A 14,992-nucleotide genomic window follows, 5' to 3' on the forward strand; every position below is an offset into this window, starting at 1 on the left:
CCTGAAGCAACTCGCTGTCGAAACCTACATAACTCTTTGTTTACCAAGGAGTTTTCCGTTTCGACTGCGCCGGAAGTGGGGCGAATTATAGACTTCCAGAATCTGCCGTCAACCCCTAATTTAGCTTTTCTATCAATTACTTAGGAATGGCCAAAAAACGATCAGCTCTTCTATATAGAGAGGCCATCCGCCCCTCTATATAGAAGAGCGGGATCAGATGACCCCAGCATCCCTCAATACAGCAACACCCGCAGGCGACATCCCCAGCACTTGCTCCAACACCTGGCGAGTGTGCTCACCCAACAAGGGAGGTGCGCTGCGGTACTCAACAGGTGTCTTGGAAAGACGGATAGGGCTGGCCACCTGGGGAACCATCCCCGCCAACGCATGGGGCAACTCAATAGCCAGGCCGCGAGCCTGCACCTGCGGATCAGCGAACACCTGCGCCAAATCATTGATAGGCCCACAAGGGACACCCACTCGCTCAAGTTGCGCCACCCATTCGGCCGTCGTCTTGAACACGGTAGCCTGACGAATCAATGGAATCAGCACCGACCGATTGGCAACCCTCAGCTTATTGGTGACAAACCGCGGATCATCCGCCCACTGCGGCTGCCCTGCTACCTCAGCAAACTTGCGAAATTGCCCGTCATTACCCACCGTCAGGATGAAATCGCCATCTGCCGTGGGAAAGTCCTGATAAGGAACAATATTGGGGTGCGCATTACCCAAACGCTTTGGAGAGACACCTGTGGTCAGGTAGTTCATCGCCTGATTGGCCAGGCAAGCCACCTGCACATCCAACAAGGCCATATCGATATGTTGACCACCACCGTCATGATCGCGGTGCGCCATAGCCGCCAGTATCGCAACCGTTGAGTAGAGCCCCGTCAGGATATCGGTCAACGCCACACCCACCTTAACCGGCCCAGCACCCTCATCACCCTCAGGTCGACCGGTCAGACTCATAAGCCCGCCAAGCCCCTGGATCATGAAATCGTAACCCGCCCTCGTGGCATAAGGACCCGTCTGGCCAAAACCCGTAATCGAGCAATAGATCAATTCAGGATTGATCTCCTTCAGCGACTCATAATCCAACCCATAAGCCGCCAGACCACCCACCTTGAAATTCTCGATCAGGATGTCCGACTTCGCCGCCAGGTCGCGTACCAGCTTCTGCCCCTCCGGGCGTGTGAAGTCGATAGTCACCGATTCCTTGTTGCGATTGGCCGACAGGTAGTACGCCGCCTCACTGGTATTCTCACCATAAGCATCCTTGAGGAAAGGCGGCCCCCACGCCCGTGTATCATCACCGTTACCAGGTCGCTCGACCTTGATCACCTCAGCCCCAAGGTCCGCCAGAATCTGTCCAGCCCAAGGGCCCGCCAGTACTCGCGACAAATCCAGTACCCTCAGGTGCGATAGCGCGCCCATGGTCGTCCTCCTATTAATAGAACGCCTGAATGCCGGTTTGCGCGCGCCCCAGGATCAGCGCATGCACGTCGTGAGTGCCTTCGTAAGTATTCACCACTTCAAGGTTGACCAGATGACGGGCAATCCCGAACTCATCAGAGATACCGTTCCCCCCAAGCATGTCACGCGCCATACGCGCAATATCCAGGGACTTGCCGCACGAGTTGCGCTTCATGATGGACGTGATCTCAACCGCCGCCGTCCCCTCATCCTTCATACGCCCCAACCGCAGGCAGCCTTGCAGGGCCAAGGTGATCTCGGTCTGCATATCTGCCAGCTTCTTCTGGATCAATTGGGTAGCCGCCAGCGGGCGTCCGAACTGCTGGCGATCAAGGGTGTACTGACGCGCCGTATGCCAGCAGAACTCCGCAGCCCCCAGCGCCCCCCAAGAGATCCCATAACGCGCCGAATTGAGGCAAGTGAACGGGCCTTTCAAGCCACGCACATCCGGGAAGATGTTTTCTTCCGGCACAAATACGTTATCCATAACGATTTCACCAGTGATCGACGCACGCAAACCGACCTTGCCATGAATCGCAGGAGCACTCAGACCTTTCCAGCCTTTCTCCAGTACAAAGCCACGAATGTCGCCGGCGTCATCCTTACCCCAGACCACGAATACATCGGCAATCGGGCTGTTGGTGATCCACATTTTGCTGCCAGTAAGGCTATAGCCGCCATCCACCTTGCGTGCACGGGTAATCATCGCGCCAGGGTCAGAGCCATGGTTAGGCTCGGTCAGGCCGAAACAACCAATCCACTCACCGGACGCCAGTTTCGGCAGGTACTTCTGCTTTTGTGCTTCGGTGCCGAACTCATTAATAGGCACCATGACCAGTGAAGACTGCACACTCATCATTGAACGATAGCCAGAGTCAACACGCTCCACTTCACGAGCGATCAAACCGTAGCTGACGTAGTTCAAGCCGCTGCCACCGTACTGCTCCGGAATCATTGCACCGAGCAAACCGGTCTCACCCATTTCGCGAAAGATCGCAGGATCGGTCTTCTCATGACGAAAGGCTTCCAGGACACGAGGCGCTAACTTGTCTTGGGCAAACTGCTCGGCGCTGTCGCGCACCATGCGCTCTTCTTCAGTGAGCTGTTGATCCAGCAACAGCGGATCGATCCAGTTGAAGCTTGCCTTGCCACCCATGAGAAAACCCTCGCGAAGTAAAACCAAAAGTCGTGCATGGAGCCTAGGCCCGGCAGGCGAGGAGGGCAAACGAGGTTTTTGCATAGCCTTGTGCTAATTTCTCACTCCGTAACAATTCAAAAGGGCATACACGCCCTCTATTAGTGAGGGTACGGTACATGCGCAGAAAGATCCCCAGCACCACAGCCCTGGTCAGCTTTGAAGCCGCAGCCCGCCACGAGAGCTTTACCAAGGCCGCACAGGAGCTTTCCATCACTCAAGGCGCCATCTGCCGACAGATCGCCAGCCTTGAAGAGTTTTTGAGTGTCGAGCTGTTTCGGCGCTCTCGCCGTGGGGTGAAGCTGACAGAAGCAGGGCTGTCTTATAGCCGCCGAGTCGCCATGCAACTGGACGCAGTGGAGCGGGATACCCTGTCCGTGATGGGGCAGCAGGGCACCAATGTCATCGAACTGGCAGTGGTCCCGACCTTCGGCACCCAGTGGCTGATCCCCCGCCTTAGGGATTTCCAGCACCAACACCCGGAAGTCACCGTCAACCTCACCAACCGCACCCGGCCCTTCCTGTTCGCCGATACCGAATTCGACGCCGCTATCTACTTCGGCGACGCCGATTGGTCCGGCACCGAATCCCACAGACTTATGGGAGAAAACCCACTTCCCGTGTGCAGCCCACACCTGCTGGGTGACCGCACGCAGTTCAGCCCGCAGGAAATCGCCGAGCTGCCGCTTCTGCAACAAACCACCCGACCTTACGCCTGGCGCCAGTGGTTCAACGCGCAGCAACTGAATATTCCCCGCGACATGACAGGCCCGCGCTACGAGCTATTCTCCATGCTGTCTCAGGCAGCCATGCATGACATGGGAATCGCGCTGATCCCGCCCTTCCTTATTCAGCGGGAGTTAAACGAACGCCACCTGGTAGTCGCCAGCCCTCTAGTACTGGCCAGCTCAAAGGCTTATTACCTGATGATTCCCGAGAGAAAGGTCGAATCAGCCTCTCTACATGCGTTCAGGGACTGGCTGATGGACCAATCACACCGCTACAACGCCAATGTTTAAAGGGAAACTCATTTTTATTGACCTTGTAGTCAATTAAATTTAACGCCTACAGATATACGTATATGTCGCAATTCGACAGACTGTACCTGTCTACCTAAAATCATCGAATAACCCTTTGATTACGTGGCTTATAGCGACTATTCGGGAGCAATACTCACTTATTCATAGTGACGATGAGAGAAACCTCTATTTTCACCATTAACCCTTTAAATACCTGTATTTAAAGGGGTTATTTCGATGTGTTGCGACAATCAGTCACAGGGTGACTTGTAGTTAATTTTTCGTCACACGTCATAATCCCTTGAAGGCCGTAAAGTTCGCCTGCAAAATGCCGCGCCCCGCTGCCATTTCAGCGGGATCGTGCTGATCGGCCGCCCCAGATGTGCCACTCGCGGTGCACTGGCCTTTTTACAAAATCAAAAGCAAAAAGATCATGCAGGAGATTTGACGTGCACATTGGTGTTCCTCTCGAAACCCAGACCGGTGAAACGCGGGTTGCTGCAACCCCGGAAACCATCAAGAAGCTGATCGGCCAGGGCCACAAGGTCACTGTACAAAGCGGCGCAGGCATTAACGCCAGTGTCGTCGACAGTGCCTATGAGGCGGCAGGTGCCACCATTGGCAGTGCCAGCGACGCGTTTGGCGCTGAGCTGATCCTCAAAGTGGTTGCCCCCAATGACAGCGAACTGACGCTGATCAAAAGCGGCACCGTACTGGTGGGCATGCTCAACCCGTTCAGCAACGAAACCATCGCCAAGCTGGCCGAGCGCGGCATCACCGCCTTCGCCCTTGAGGCGGCGCCACGTACTTCCCGTGCACAAAGCCTCGACGTGCTGTCCTCCCAAGCCAACATCGCAGGCTATAAGGCCGTGTTGCTGGCGGCTCATCACTATCCGCGCTTCATGCCGATGCTGATGACTGCCGCAGGCACGGTAAAAGCCGCTCGCGTGTTGATTCTTGGTGCCGGTGTAGCAGGCCTGCAGGCGATTGCTACGGCGAAACGTCTGGGCGCTGTCATCGAAGCATCCGACGTGCGTCCGGCAGTAAAGGAACAGATTGAATCCCTGGGGGCCAAGTTCGTCGACGTACCCTACGAAACCGATGAAGAACGCGAATGCGCCGTCGGTGTCGGTGGTTACGCCCGCCCCATGCCCGCCAGCTGGATGCAACGCCAGGCCCTGGCCGTGCACGAGCGCGCCAAGCAAGCTGACATTGTCATCACCACGGCCCTGATTCCGGGCCGTAAAGCCCCAACACTGTTGAGCGCCGAAACCGTCGCACAGATGAAACCCGGCTCGGTGGTCATCGACCTTGCCGCTGCCCAGGGAGGCAATTGCCCGCTGACCGTGGCCGACCAGGTTGTCGTCGAGAATGGCGTGACCATTTGCGGCCCGACCAACCTGGCAGGCGCTGTCGCGGCCGACGCCTCGGCACTGTATGCGCGCAACCTGCTGGACTTCCTGAAGCTGGTCTTCACCAAGGAAGGGCAGTTTGAAATCAACCTCGAAGACGACATCGTCGCCGCGTGCCTGATGTGCCGCGACGGCCAAGTCATCCGCAAAAACGCCTAAGCAGGGATTCAGACGATGGAAGAGCTTATCTCCCCCGGTATCTACAACCTGATCATCTTCGTGCTGGCGATTTATGTCGGTTATCACGTGGTCTGGAACGTAACACCTGCGCTGCACACTCCCTTGATGGCCGTAACCAACGCCATCTCGGCCATTGTGATCGTCGGCGCCATGCTGGCTGCCGCGCTCACCGTTACACCGCTGGGCAAGACCATGGGCACCCTGGCCGTGGCCCTCGCTGCGGTGAACGTGTTCGGTGGTTTCCTTGTTACTCGCAGGATGCTTGAAATGTTCAAGAAGAAAGCGCCCAAGGCTAAAGCAGAGGTGCAATCGTCATGAGCATGAATCTGGTCACTACGCTCTATCTGATCGCGTCGATCTGCTTTATCCAGGCCCTCAAAGGCCTGTCACACCCGACCACTTCGCGACGAGGCAACCTGTTCGGCATGCTCGGCATGGCGCTGGCGGTTCTCACCACAGTAGGCCTCATCTATAAGCTGGGCGCCGAGCTGGCAACAGCCGGCATCGGCTACGTCATCGTCGGCCTGCTGGTCGGCGGTACCGCTGGCTCGATCATGGCCAAGCGCGTGGAAATGACCAAGATGCCAGAGCTGGTGGCCTTCATGCACAGCATGATCGGCCTGGCTGCGGTGTTCATCGCTATCGCCGCAGTAGTCGAGCCGCAGTCCCTGGGCATCGTCAAACATCTAGGGGATTCGATTCCTGCCGGCAACCGCCTGGAGCTGTTCCTCGGCGCAGCCATTGGTGCGATCACCTTCTCCGGTTCGGTAATCGCCTTCGGCAAGCTGTCCGGCAAGTACAAGTTTCGCCTGTTCCAGGGCGCACCGGTACAGTTCGGCGGCCAGCACAAGCTGAACCTGGTGTTGGGCCTGGCCACACTGGGCCTGGGCCTGACGTTCATGTTCACTGGCAATCTCAGTGCCTTCGCCCTGATGCTCGCCTTGGCGTTTGTGCTGGGCGTGCTGATCATCATCCCGATCGGCGGCGCCGACATGCCGGTGGTTGTCTCGATGCTCAACAGCTATTCCGGCTGGGCCGCAGCGGGTATCGGCTTCTCGCTGAACAACTCGATGTTGATCATCGCCGGCTCCCTGGTGGGTTCAAGCGGTGCGATCCTCTCGTACATCATGTGCAGGGCAATGAACCGCTCTTTCTTTAATGTACTGCTCGGCGGTTTCGGCAACACTACGGATGCCGCAGGTCCTGCTGGCTCGAAAGAAGCCCGCCCGGTGAAATCCGGCTCGGCGGATGACGCCACCTTCCTGCTGACCAACGCCGACACCGTGATCATCGTCCCGGGCTATGGCCTGGCGGTAGCGCGAGCACAACATGCCCTCAAAGAGTTGACCGAGAAGCTGACCCACCGCGGCGTGACCGTGAAGTATGCGATCCACCCGGTCGCGGGTCGTATGCCCGGCCACATGAACGTGCTGCTGGCCGAGGCCGAAGTGCCCTACGACCAGGTGTTCGAGATGGAAGACATCAACTCCGAGTTCGGCCAGGCCGACGTGGTGCTGGTGTTGGGCGCCAACGACGTGGTCAACCCGGCCGCCAAGAACGACCCCAACTCGCCGATCGCCGGCATGCCGATTCTCGAGGCATTCAAGGCCAAGACCATCATCGTCAACAAGCGCTCGATGGCCAGCGGCTATGCCGGCCTGGACAACGAACTGTTTTACCTGGACAAAACCATGATGGTCTTCGGCGACGCCAAGAAGGTCATCGAAGACATGGTTAAAGCCGTCGAATAAACACTGCGCCAGCGCAATACCCAAAACCCTGGCCTTTAGTAGGCTGGGGGTTTTTATGACCGCTGAAAACCCGACAGAAGGCTCTAAATCGCTGCCCGGCATTCGACCATGGTAGCGGGACGAAACTTTTTGAAATCACTAGACTGCGCATCTTGCTTCCGTAGCCCGAGATAACCATCCATGCACCGTGATCGTATCCGCTTGCCTTCGCTGTTGAACAAGGTCATGAGCGCGGCTGATGCCGCTGCACTGATCGAGGACGGCATGACCGTCGGCATGAGCGGCTTCACCCGCGCCGGGGAAGCCAAAGCCGTGCCCCACGCCTTGGCCGAACGGGCCAAGACCTCGCCGCTGAAAATCACCTTGATGACTGGCGCCAGCCTGGGCAACGACCTGGACAAGCAACTGACCGAGGCCGGCGTGCTGTCGCGTCGTATGCCGTTCCAGGTTGATAGCACCTTGCGCAAGGCGATCAACGCCGGCGAAGTGATGTTTATCGATCAGCACCTGTCGGAAACCGTCGAGCAGTTGCGCAACAATCAACTCAAGCTGCCGGACATCGCCGTGATCGAGGCCGTGGCGATTACCGAACAGGGCCATATCGTTCCCACCACCTCTGTGGGCAACTCCGCCAGTTTCGCGATTTTCGCCAAGCAAGTGATCGTTGAGATCAACCTGGCGCACAATCCAAACCTGGAAGGCCTGCACGACATCTATATACCGACCTATCGTCCCACCCGCACGCCGATCCCGCTGGTCAAGGTCGACGACCGCATTGGCAGCACCGCGATCCCGATTCCACCGGAAAAAATCGTCGCCATCGTCATCACCAACAAGGCGGACTCTCCTTCCACCGTGACGCCGCCTGACCATGACACCCAGTGGATCGCCAACCACCTGATCAACTTCCTCAAGCAGGAAGTGGACGCCGGCCGCATGACCAACAAGCTCGGCCCGCTGCAAGCCGGTATCGGCAACATCGCCAACGCGGTGATGTGCGGCCTGATCGAGTCGCCGTTCGAAGACCTGACCATGTACTCCGAAGTATTGCAGGATTCGACATTCGACCTGATCGACGCCGGCAAGCTGAGTTTCGCCTCGGGGAGCTCAATCACGTTGTCGGAGCGCCGCAACGCTGACGTGTTCGGCAACCTGGAACGCTACAAAGACAAGCTGGTACTGCGCCCGCAGGAAATCTCCAACCATCCTGAAGTGGTACGCCGCCTGGGCATTATCGGCATCAATACCGCGCTGGAATTCGATATCTACGGCAACGTCAACTCCACCCATGTCTGCGGCACCCGGATGATGAACGGGATTGGCGGCTCGGGCGACTTCGCCCGCAACGCGCACCTGGCGATCTTTGTCACCAAGTCGATTGCCAAGGGTGGGGCCATTTCCAGCGTGGTGCCGATGGTCAGCCATGTCGACCACACCGAGCACGACGTCGATATCCTCGTCACCGAGATCGGTCTGGCAGACTTGCGCGGCCTGGCGCCACGTGAGCGGGCACGAGTCATCATTGATAACTGCGTGCACCCTGATTACCGGGACGCCCTGAACAACTACTTCACCGCTGCCTGTGCGATAGGCGGCCACACGCCACATATCCTGCGCGAAGCACTGAGCTGGCACATCAACCTGGAAGAAACCGGGCACATGCTGAAGGCTTGATTGGTACAGATCAGGGCTGATGCAAATACAGTTTCATCAGCCCACGATTGCCACTGAGTATTTTTCAAAAAACTGTACTGCTGTACTGGTCATTTCCTACCGAAAAATCCCACACCCCCCTCTCAAAACATCTATTTCGCACTGTTTAAGTGCGCACAGGTACAGTTGCCCCATTTCCGTACAGTACAGCCCCTATAAACAGTTAACTGGCCCCTCACAATACAAGTGAACTGTATCTAGAGAGTCTTGCGCGGGAGGAGGATCATTGGCATCAGTTAAACCACTACCTAATCCCGCCACAAGCGGAAGGATGTCATCATGGAACGTACACTCAGTTCCGATCTGTTCTTCGAAGAAAAAGCTGTAAACACCCAGGCTTCCCTGCCTCTGCGCGTTATCGCTAACCTGATGTTGTGGCAGCGCCGCATCTCCAGCCGCCATCAGCTGGCTCGTCTGGATTCGCGTCTGTTGGCTGACGCCGGTATCAGCGAAGCTCAACGTTACGAAGAGCTGAGCAAGCCGTTCTGGCGCTAATTAGCGTCCGCTGGCCCTGACCCGCCGGGTCCACCGCCAGCACCCCGAATTGTTGTAGCAGAACCCGCCCCGGGTAACCGGAGGCGGGTTTTGTTGTTTCTGGGACTTAAATTTCGGACTGCGCACAGAAGGCTTTTAAAGCGACAGGTACAGTTAAAAAAACAAAACAGTTAACCAGTACAATTTAGCCTTAGTGTATCTGTATTGATAAGCCTGACCCGCCCAACATGGTGTTCCAGAACCTCACGAAAGGCTCTAGCCATGACCTCGGACACTCTCGTCGCACAACCACGCCGGCCGTTTTTTAAACGCGCTTTACTCCAGACAGCTTCGGCCCTGGCTCAATGGATGCAGCGTGCCCATACACGGCGCCAGCTTGCCCAACTGGATCCTCGGGAATTGTCCGACGCGGGTATCAGCCACAGCGACCGCATGGCGGAACTGTCCAAACCCTTCTGGCGTGAGTAATCCGGCCAATGGACTATCCGAACGGATAAGCGGCAGCTTAATATCCTGTCATCACGTGGCGAACCCTGTAGAACGGGCGTCTGATGCCCAATGGCAACAACGTCCTGCTTTAAACAGGAGTGGCTGTTCGCCACCTTTTTTCGTTCATTATTGGAGTCACCCCCCATGTCCCGTCTTCGCCTGTTGAGTGCCGCTGCCCTGTTAACCCTGGCTGCCAATGCCAATGCAACTAGCCTGATCATGACCACGGATTCGATTGTCAGCGCGCTGAAAGCCACTTCCGACGCCAGCTCCGATGCAACCTCTTCCCTGCGTGACAACAAAGTCGTACGCGCTGCCCGTGACGACGCTGCCAGCTTTGTGGCCAGCGAAGGTGCCATTCGCGGCGTGAAACTGGAAAGCGCCTTGGCACAGATCCGCCAACAGGCTCCACAACTGAACACGGCCACTGACGCTCAGTTGGCCCAGGCCATCCTGGCCATCTGACCGCAGGTCGGAACGAAGGGGGCGCCAGCCGCTCCCTGATTCGGCGCCGCTGGCTCTCGCCCGGGCATTACGCTAGCCTTGGCGCTCGTTTTCAGTTGTCGAGTCCCATGGCTTTTTCATACCGCCTGTTGATCGTTCCCCTATTGTTTTCTGCTTGCTGGTCGGCATCGGCCCTGGCCTTTGACCTGTCCACCCAGAGCGTCGTTGTCAGTGCGTATGCCACCAGTAAAGTGACCTCTGCACCGTTCGACCATAAACTGATACTGGCCGCCCAGGATGACGCTGCCGCTTTCATTGCCACTGACGGCCAATGGCGGGGAGCCCGACTGGAATCAGCGCTGGACTATCTGCGTCGCACCCAGCCAAAACTTAACGCCAGTGACCTTGAACTGGCCCAGGCAATTCTCGTCCAATAACCATCTTCATGTTTCGGAGTCACCCCATGCGTAGATCGCTGATCGCCGCCGCCCTCGGCCTGCTGCTGTTGACCGATGTGGCCCAGGCGCAAACCCTGAAGGCCACCAGTAACATCATTGTTCGTGCCTTTGGCCGCACCATTGATTTCACCTCAGACACCACCACCTCGATCCGTGACTCCAAAGTCGTGCGCGAAGCCCACGACGACGCCGCCAGTTTCGTCGCCACCAACGGCGATATCCGCGGTGCCCAACTGGAAGCGGCCTTCGATACCCTGCGTACCCGTGTGCCCGAAGCCCGCGACGCCAGTGATCAGGTCCTCGCCGAAGCCATCCTCGCACTGTGAGGCGTCTCGCGGCCTGGCTCCTCGCCGGGACTGTGCTGCTGTGCGCCGGCGCAGCCCAGGCCAGCCTGCAACTGCGGCTCAAGACCGATGGTTTGAGCCCTGCCGAACAGCAGGCCAGCCAGGCATTGCTTGATGAAGCCATGCAATCCTTGCCACCGCGCTTCATCGAGCAGTTGGACCGGCGCATCGACGTCGGCTGGACCGACAACATGCCCGCAAACGCTTACGGCCAGGCTTCGCTGGTGTCCGAACTGGACCTGAATCGCAACCTGCTGGCCAGCCTCACCGACGGCAGTGCCGCGACTAAACAGACCAACCGCCCCCACGGCACCGTGCGCCGGGAAATGCTCGCCACCGTGCTGCATGAGCTGACCCACATCTACGACCGCGCTCGCCTGTGGTCCAGCGCCGACCGCGCGCTGATCCAGCGTTGCAGCCGACAGAACAACATCACCGGCCTGATCGGCTTGCCCGATCAATGCCGGGGCCAAAATGACCGCCGCTTCACCCTCAGCGATGACCCACGCCTGCTGGATCTCGCCGGCTGGCCGCAATATGTCGGCCGCCGTGGCGAACGCGAACAGAACAACCACCAAGTCGCGCGCAGCCCGGACATCTACGAAACTACCAGCCCTCTGGAGTTCGTTGCGGTCAATATGGAGTACTTCCTCCTTGACCCGAGCTACGCCTGTCGCCGCCCCGCGCTGTACCGCTATTACCAGGAACACTTCGGCTGGGCTCCGCCGGCCAAGGACACCTGTGCCAAGACCTTTGCCTTTCTCAATGCCGGTAACGACTTCGCCAAGACACCGCTGGGCCAGGTCGACCCGGAGCGGGTCTACGAAATCGATTACCTGCTGGCCGAAGCCAACCAGAACCTGGTGAGCCGCTGGGGCCACAGCATGTTGCGCCTGGTGATCTGCGCGCCTGGCCGGCCCCGCGGTCCGGATTGTCGGCTGGATCTGGACCAACACTTGGTGTTGTCCTACCGCGCCTTCGTCGGTGACGTACAGCTGTCGAGCTGGGATGGCCTGGTAGGCAAGTACCCCTCACGATTGTTCGTGTTGCCGCTGGCCCAAGTGATCGACGAATACACCAAGACCGAATTGCGCAGCCTGGCCTCGGTACCGCTGATCCTGACGCGCCAGGAGATCAACGACACCGTCGAACACGCCGCCGAGATGCACTGGAGCTACGACGGCAATTACTTCTTCCTCTCCAACAACTGCGCGGTGGAGGGCCTGAAACTGTTACGCAGCGGCAGCGCCAACCCGCAACTGACCGGCCTGGACAACATCACCCCCAACGGTTTACTGGAGGTGCTCAAGGGCCGGGGCCTGGCCGATACCAGCGTACTGGACGACCCGAAAAGGGCGTTGCGCCTGGGCTATCACTTCGATTCCTTCCGCGAACGCTACCAGGCGATGTTCGAGGTGCTGAAGAAGCATCTGCCAATCAAGCAATCCCAAGTTGAAGACTGGCTGGCACTAAGCGCCGAAGAGCGACGTCCATGGTTCGATCAGGCCGACCTGCGCACCAGCGCCGCCTTGTTGCTGCTGGAGCAGGCGAGCTTCCGCCGGCAACTGATGCTGGCTCAGGATGAGGTCAAGCAACGCTACCTCGGTGCCCGGGAGCTGAAGAACGGCGGGATGGACAAGGCCAATGCCACCTTGCAGCAGATTCTCGCCAACAGCGGCTTCCTCAGCCGTCCGGCAGAATTGCTCGGCAGCAGTGGTTACGGCCTGCCGCAGCCCGCCGAATCGCAACGCCTGGAATCGGAAAGCGCCTCGCGCCAGAAGCAGTTGCAGTCGCTGACCGGCGATCTGGATAAAGAGGTGAGGGCGCTGCTTGATCCGTCCCGTGCCGAGCAGATTGCCGCGAGCGAAGCCAATCTCAAGCAACTGGGTGAACACTTGCGTGCGCTGCACAAAGCGGCCGGTGGATTGGAATTGCCTTAAAAGCATCGCGGGCAAGTCGCACCGCCGCTCCCACATTTGACCATCTACAGCGCCTCGCCATCCTCCTCCGGCAACTGCTCATCCAGATGCAACCACGGCAATCGGTTTTCCACCCAGATATGCCGATCTGCCGGCGCCCACTCAGGGTGATCCAGCGTCGCGATGGTCACATCAATGCTTTCCGGGCTCAGTTGCGTCACCAATGCCAACTGCGCCCCACAGTTCCCGCAGAAATACCGTGTGCACGTCGCTGAAGATTCGTACTGCGCAGGCTGCCCCGTGATCCAGGCGAACGCTGAACGGGGCAGGGTGATCCAGGTCGTCACCAGCCCGCCACTGACGCGCCGACAAACCGAACAGTGACAATGGGCAATGTCCACCAACGGTCCATCGAACCGGTAACGCACGCCGCCACAATGGCAACCACCTACGTGTTGCTCGCTCATTTCCCACCTCCATGGGCCATCAATCCGTCAGATTACTCCCCGTCGCCTGTTTATTCAGCGAAAGCTGGCTGAAAGCTTCCAGGTCTAGGATCGCCCACCACTGCCGGCAACAGACCGGTTGTTAACAACAACAATGGTGATTCCCGATGTCCGCTCGTACCCGCCTGTTTGCCCCGACTCCACCCGTACGCCTCGCGTTTTTCGTTCTGCGCTGACCCCTACCGGTTCGCCATTCCCTAGCCGCGCTACGCCTGGAGTATTCCTATGCTGACTTTCCTTGGCTTTGCCATGGTCATCACGTTCATGTTCCTGATCATGACCAAGCGCCTGTCCGCGCTGATCGCCCTGATCATTGTTCCGATTCTGTTTGCGCTGTTCGGCGGTTTTGCACCGAAGATCGGCCCGATGATGCTCGAAGGCATCACCAAGCTCGCGCCGACCGGCGTGATGCTGATGTTTGCCATCCTCTATTTTGCCTTGATGATCGACTCCGGCCTGTTCGACCCGGCCGTGCGCAAGATCCTCAAGCTGGTCAAGGGCGACCCGCTGAAAGTCTCGGTCGGTACGGCCGTGCTGGCACTCGTCGTATCCCTGGACGGTGACGGCGCCACCACCTACATGATCTGCGTGGCCGCCATGCTGCCGCTGTACCAGCGCATCGGTATGAGCCCGCGGATCATGGCCGGTTTGATCATCCTCGCCGGCGGCGTGATGAACATGACCCCTTGGGGCGGCCCGACCGCCCGGGCTGCCAGCGCATTGCATGTGGACCCGTCGGACATTTTCGTACCGATGATTCCGGCAATGGCGGCCGGTGTAGTGGCGATCCTGGTGATTGCCTACATGTACGGCAAGCGCGAACGTGCGCGTCTCGGTGAGCTGCACCTGCAAGGCGATGAAATCGACCACAGCGAAATCAGCGTCTCGCAATACCCGGACGCCCGTCGTCCGAAGCTGATCTGGTTCAACGGTGCCCTGACCTTCGCCCTGATGTGCACCTTGATCGCCGGCCTGTTGCCGCTGCCGGTGCTGTTCATGGTGGCCTTCAGTATCGCGATGATCGTCAACTATCCGTGCCTGCAACAGCAGAAAGACCGCGTCGCCGCCCACGCCGGCAGCGTATTGGCAGTGGTCGGGCTGATCTTCGCCGCCGGTATCTTCACCGGCATCCTGTCGGGCACCGGCATGGTCGACGCCATGTCCAAGAGCCTGCTGGCGGTTATCCCTGAAGCGCTGGGCCCGTACCTGGCAGTGATTACCGCGCTGGTGAGCATGCCGTTCACCTTCTTCATGTCCAACGATGCCTTCTACTACGGCGTATTGCCGGTACTGGCCGAAGCCGCCAGCCACTATGGCATCACCGCCGTGGAAATGGCCCGTGCCTCGATCGTTGGGCAACCCGTACACTTGTTGAGCCCGCTGGTGCCTTCGACCTACCTGCTGGTGGCCCTGGCCGGTATCGAATTTGGCGATCACCAACGCTTTACCCTCAAGTGGGCAGTGCTGGTGTGCCTGTGCATAATGGTCGCCGCGTTGCTGATGGGGATTTTTCCGCTGTTCAGCACTCTATAATCGTACCGACTCACCGCGCGGCGCTTCAGCTGGCGCGGTTTAACACTTGCTCAAAGGAATA

15 protein-coding genes are annotated in these 14,992 nt (G+C 58.5%); 12 read left to right on the forward strand and 3 right to left on the reverse strand.

The features are described from left to right. Positions 1-213: 213 nt before the first annotated feature. The gene (locus tag GNF76_RS26275) at positions 214-1,434 is read right to left on the reverse strand and encodes a CaiB/BaiF CoA transferase family protein (protein ID WP_155585982.1); all 1,221 of its coding nucleotides are present in this window, start codon (positions 1,432-1,434) and stop codon (positions 214-216) included. A 13-nt stretch (positions 1,435-1,447) separates the two neighbouring features. Then, complete coding sequence (locus GNF76_RS26280; RefSeq protein WP_029290432.1) at positions 1,448-2,629, reverse strand: acyl-CoA dehydrogenase; 1,182 nt, start codon at positions 2,627-2,629, stop codon at positions 1,448-1,450. Positions 2,630-2,787: 158 nt separating this feature from the next. Here GNF76_RS26280 and GNF76_RS26285 point away from each other — a divergent pair, with 158 nt between their 5' ends. The 11 genes from GNF76_RS26285 (at position 2,788) to GNF76_RS26335 (ending at position 12,913) form a co-directional block, all read left to right on the forward strand. Next, positions 2,788-3,687: a LysR family transcriptional regulator gene (locus GNF76_RS26285; RefSeq protein WP_155585983.1), complete on the forward strand. Its 900-nt coding sequence runs from the start codon at positions 2,788-2,790 to the stop codon at positions 3,685-3,687. A 449-nt stretch (positions 3,688-4,136) separates the two neighbouring features. After that, the gene (locus GNF76_RS26290) at positions 4,137-5,258 is read left to right on the forward strand and encodes a Re/Si-specific NAD(P)(+) transhydrogenase subunit alpha (RefSeq protein ID WP_178123596.1); all 1,122 of its coding nucleotides are present in this window, start codon (positions 4,137-4,139) and stop codon (positions 5,256-5,258) included. A gap of 15 nt (positions 5,259-5,273) precedes the next feature. After that, complete coding sequence (locus tag GNF76_RS26295; protein WP_155585984.1) at positions 5,274-5,597, forward strand: NAD(P) transhydrogenase subunit alpha part 2; 324 nt, start codon at positions 5,274-5,276, stop codon at positions 5,595-5,597. Further along, a complete protein-coding gene (locus GNF76_RS26300; protein ID WP_155585985.1) occupies positions 5,594-7,030 on the forward strand; it encodes an NAD(P)(+) transhydrogenase (Re/Si-specific) subunit beta in 1,437 nt (478 codons plus the stop codon). Before GNF76_RS26295 ends, GNF76_RS26300 begins: the two co-directional genes overlap by 4 nt. 180 nt (positions 7,031-7,210) lie before the next feature. Further along, the gene (gene scpC / locus GNF76_RS26305; RefSeq protein ID WP_155585986.1) at positions 7,211-8,704 is read left to right on the forward strand and encodes a succinyl-CoA:acetate CoA-transferase ScpC; all 1,494 of its coding nucleotides are present in this window, start codon (positions 7,211-7,213) and stop codon (positions 8,702-8,704) included. 318 nt (positions 8,705-9,022) lie between these two features. Next, positions 9,023-9,238: a DUF1127 domain-containing protein gene (locus GNF76_RS26310; protein ID WP_010168694.1), complete on the forward strand. Its 216-nt coding sequence runs from the start codon at positions 9,023-9,025 to the stop codon at positions 9,236-9,238. Positions 9,239-9,499: 261 nt separating this feature from the next. Further along, a complete protein-coding gene (locus tag GNF76_RS26315; protein ID WP_155585987.1) occupies positions 9,500-9,706 on the forward strand; it encodes a DUF1127 domain-containing protein in 207 nt (68 codons plus the stop codon). Between the two features lie 165 nt (positions 9,707-9,871). Next, entirely contained in the window at positions 9,872-10,192 is a 321-nt protein-coding gene (locus GNF76_RS26320) for a DUF2388 domain-containing protein (protein WP_155585988.1), read from the forward strand. Between the two features lie 107 nt (positions 10,193-10,299). Next, complete coding sequence (locus tag GNF76_RS26325) at positions 10,300-10,608, forward strand: DUF2388 domain-containing protein (protein WP_155585989.1); 309 nt, start codon at positions 10,300-10,302, stop codon at positions 10,606-10,608. 26 nt (positions 10,609-10,634) lie between these two features. Continuing rightward, positions 10,635-10,955, forward strand: coding sequence for a DUF2388 domain-containing protein (locus GNF76_RS26330; RefSeq protein WP_155585990.1), 321 nt, complete (start codon positions 10,635-10,637; stop codon positions 10,953-10,955). Further along, on the forward strand, positions 10,952-12,913 hold the full coding sequence (locus GNF76_RS26335; RefSeq protein ID WP_178123598.1) for a DUF7844 domain-containing protein: 1,962 nt from the start codon (positions 10,952-10,954) through the stop codon (positions 12,911-12,913). Before GNF76_RS26330 ends, GNF76_RS26335 begins: the two co-directional genes overlap by 4 nt. Positions 12,914-12,957: 44 nt before the next feature. Here GNF76_RS26335 and GNF76_RS26340 read toward each other — a convergent pair whose 3' ends face one another. Further along, positions 12,958-13,359: a GFA family protein gene (locus GNF76_RS26340; RefSeq protein WP_155585991.1), complete on the reverse strand. Its 402-nt coding sequence runs from the start codon at positions 13,357-13,359 to the stop codon at positions 12,958-12,960. Between the two features lie 264 nt (positions 13,360-13,623). Here GNF76_RS26340 and GNF76_RS26345 point away from each other — a divergent pair, with 264 nt between their 5' ends. Continuing rightward, entirely contained in the window at positions 13,624-14,931 is a 1,308-nt protein-coding gene (locus GNF76_RS26345; RefSeq protein WP_155585992.1) for a CitMHS family transporter, read from the forward strand. The last annotated feature ends 61 nt before the right edge of the window (positions 14,932-14,992 follow it).

The organism is Pseudomonas spelaei (assembly GCF_009724245.1).
Lineage (GTDB): Bacteria > Pseudomonadota > Gammaproteobacteria > Pseudomonadales > Pseudomonadaceae > Aquipseudomonas > Aquipseudomonas spelaei.

What these genes read in the sequence shown, in the direction of transcription:
- GNF76_RS26315 (WP_155585987.1), top strand. Translation starts at nt 9,500, where the DNA reads ATGACCTCGGACACTCTCGTCGCACAACCACGCCGGCCGTTTTTTAAA.
- GNF76_RS26320 (WP_155585988.1), top strand. Translation starts at nt 9,872, where the DNA reads ATGTCCCGTCTTCGCCTGTTGAGTGCCGCTGCCCTGTTAACCCTGGCT.
- GNF76_RS26340 (WP_155585991.1), bottom strand. Translation starts at nt 13,359, where the DNA reads ATGAGCGAGCAACACGTAGGTGGTTGCCATTGTGGCGGCGTGCGTTAC.
- GNF76_RS26280 (WP_029290432.1), bottom strand. Translation starts at nt 2,629, where the DNA reads ATGGGTGGCAAGGCAAGCTTCAACTGGATCGATCCGCTGTTGCTGGAT.
- GNF76_RS26295 (WP_155585984.1), top strand. Translation starts at nt 5,274, where the DNA reads ATGGAAGAGCTTATCTCCCCCGGTATCTACAACCTGATCATCTTCGTG.
- GNF76_RS26310 (WP_010168694.1), top strand. Translation starts at nt 9,023, where the DNA reads ATGGAACGTACACTCAGTTCCGATCTGTTCTTCGAAGAAAAAGCTGTA.
- GNF76_RS26300 (WP_155585985.1), top strand. Translation starts at nt 5,594, where the DNA reads ATGAGCATGAATCTGGTCACTACGCTCTATCTGATCGCGTCGATCTGC.
- GNF76_RS26345 (WP_155585992.1), top strand. Translation starts at nt 13,624, where the DNA reads ATGCTGACTTTCCTTGGCTTTGCCATGGTCATCACGTTCATGTTCCTG.
- GNF76_RS26330 (WP_155585990.1), top strand. Translation starts at nt 10,635, where the DNA reads ATGCGTAGATCGCTGATCGCCGCCGCCCTCGGCCTGCTGCTGTTGACC.
- scpC (WP_155585986.1), top strand. Translation starts at nt 7,211, where the DNA reads ATGCACCGTGATCGTATCCGCTTGCCTTCGCTGTTGAACAAGGTCATG.
- GNF76_RS26285 (WP_155585983.1), top strand. Translation starts at nt 2,788, where the DNA reads ATGCGCAGAAAGATCCCCAGCACCACAGCCCTGGTCAGCTTTGAAGCC.
- GNF76_RS26275 (WP_155585982.1), bottom strand. Translation starts at nt 1,434, where the DNA reads ATGGGCGCGCTATCGCACCTGAGGGTACTGGATTTGTCGCGAGTACTG.
- GNF76_RS26325 (WP_155585989.1), top strand. Translation starts at nt 10,300, where the DNA reads ATGGCTTTTTCATACCGCCTGTTGATCGTTCCCCTATTGTTTTCTGCT.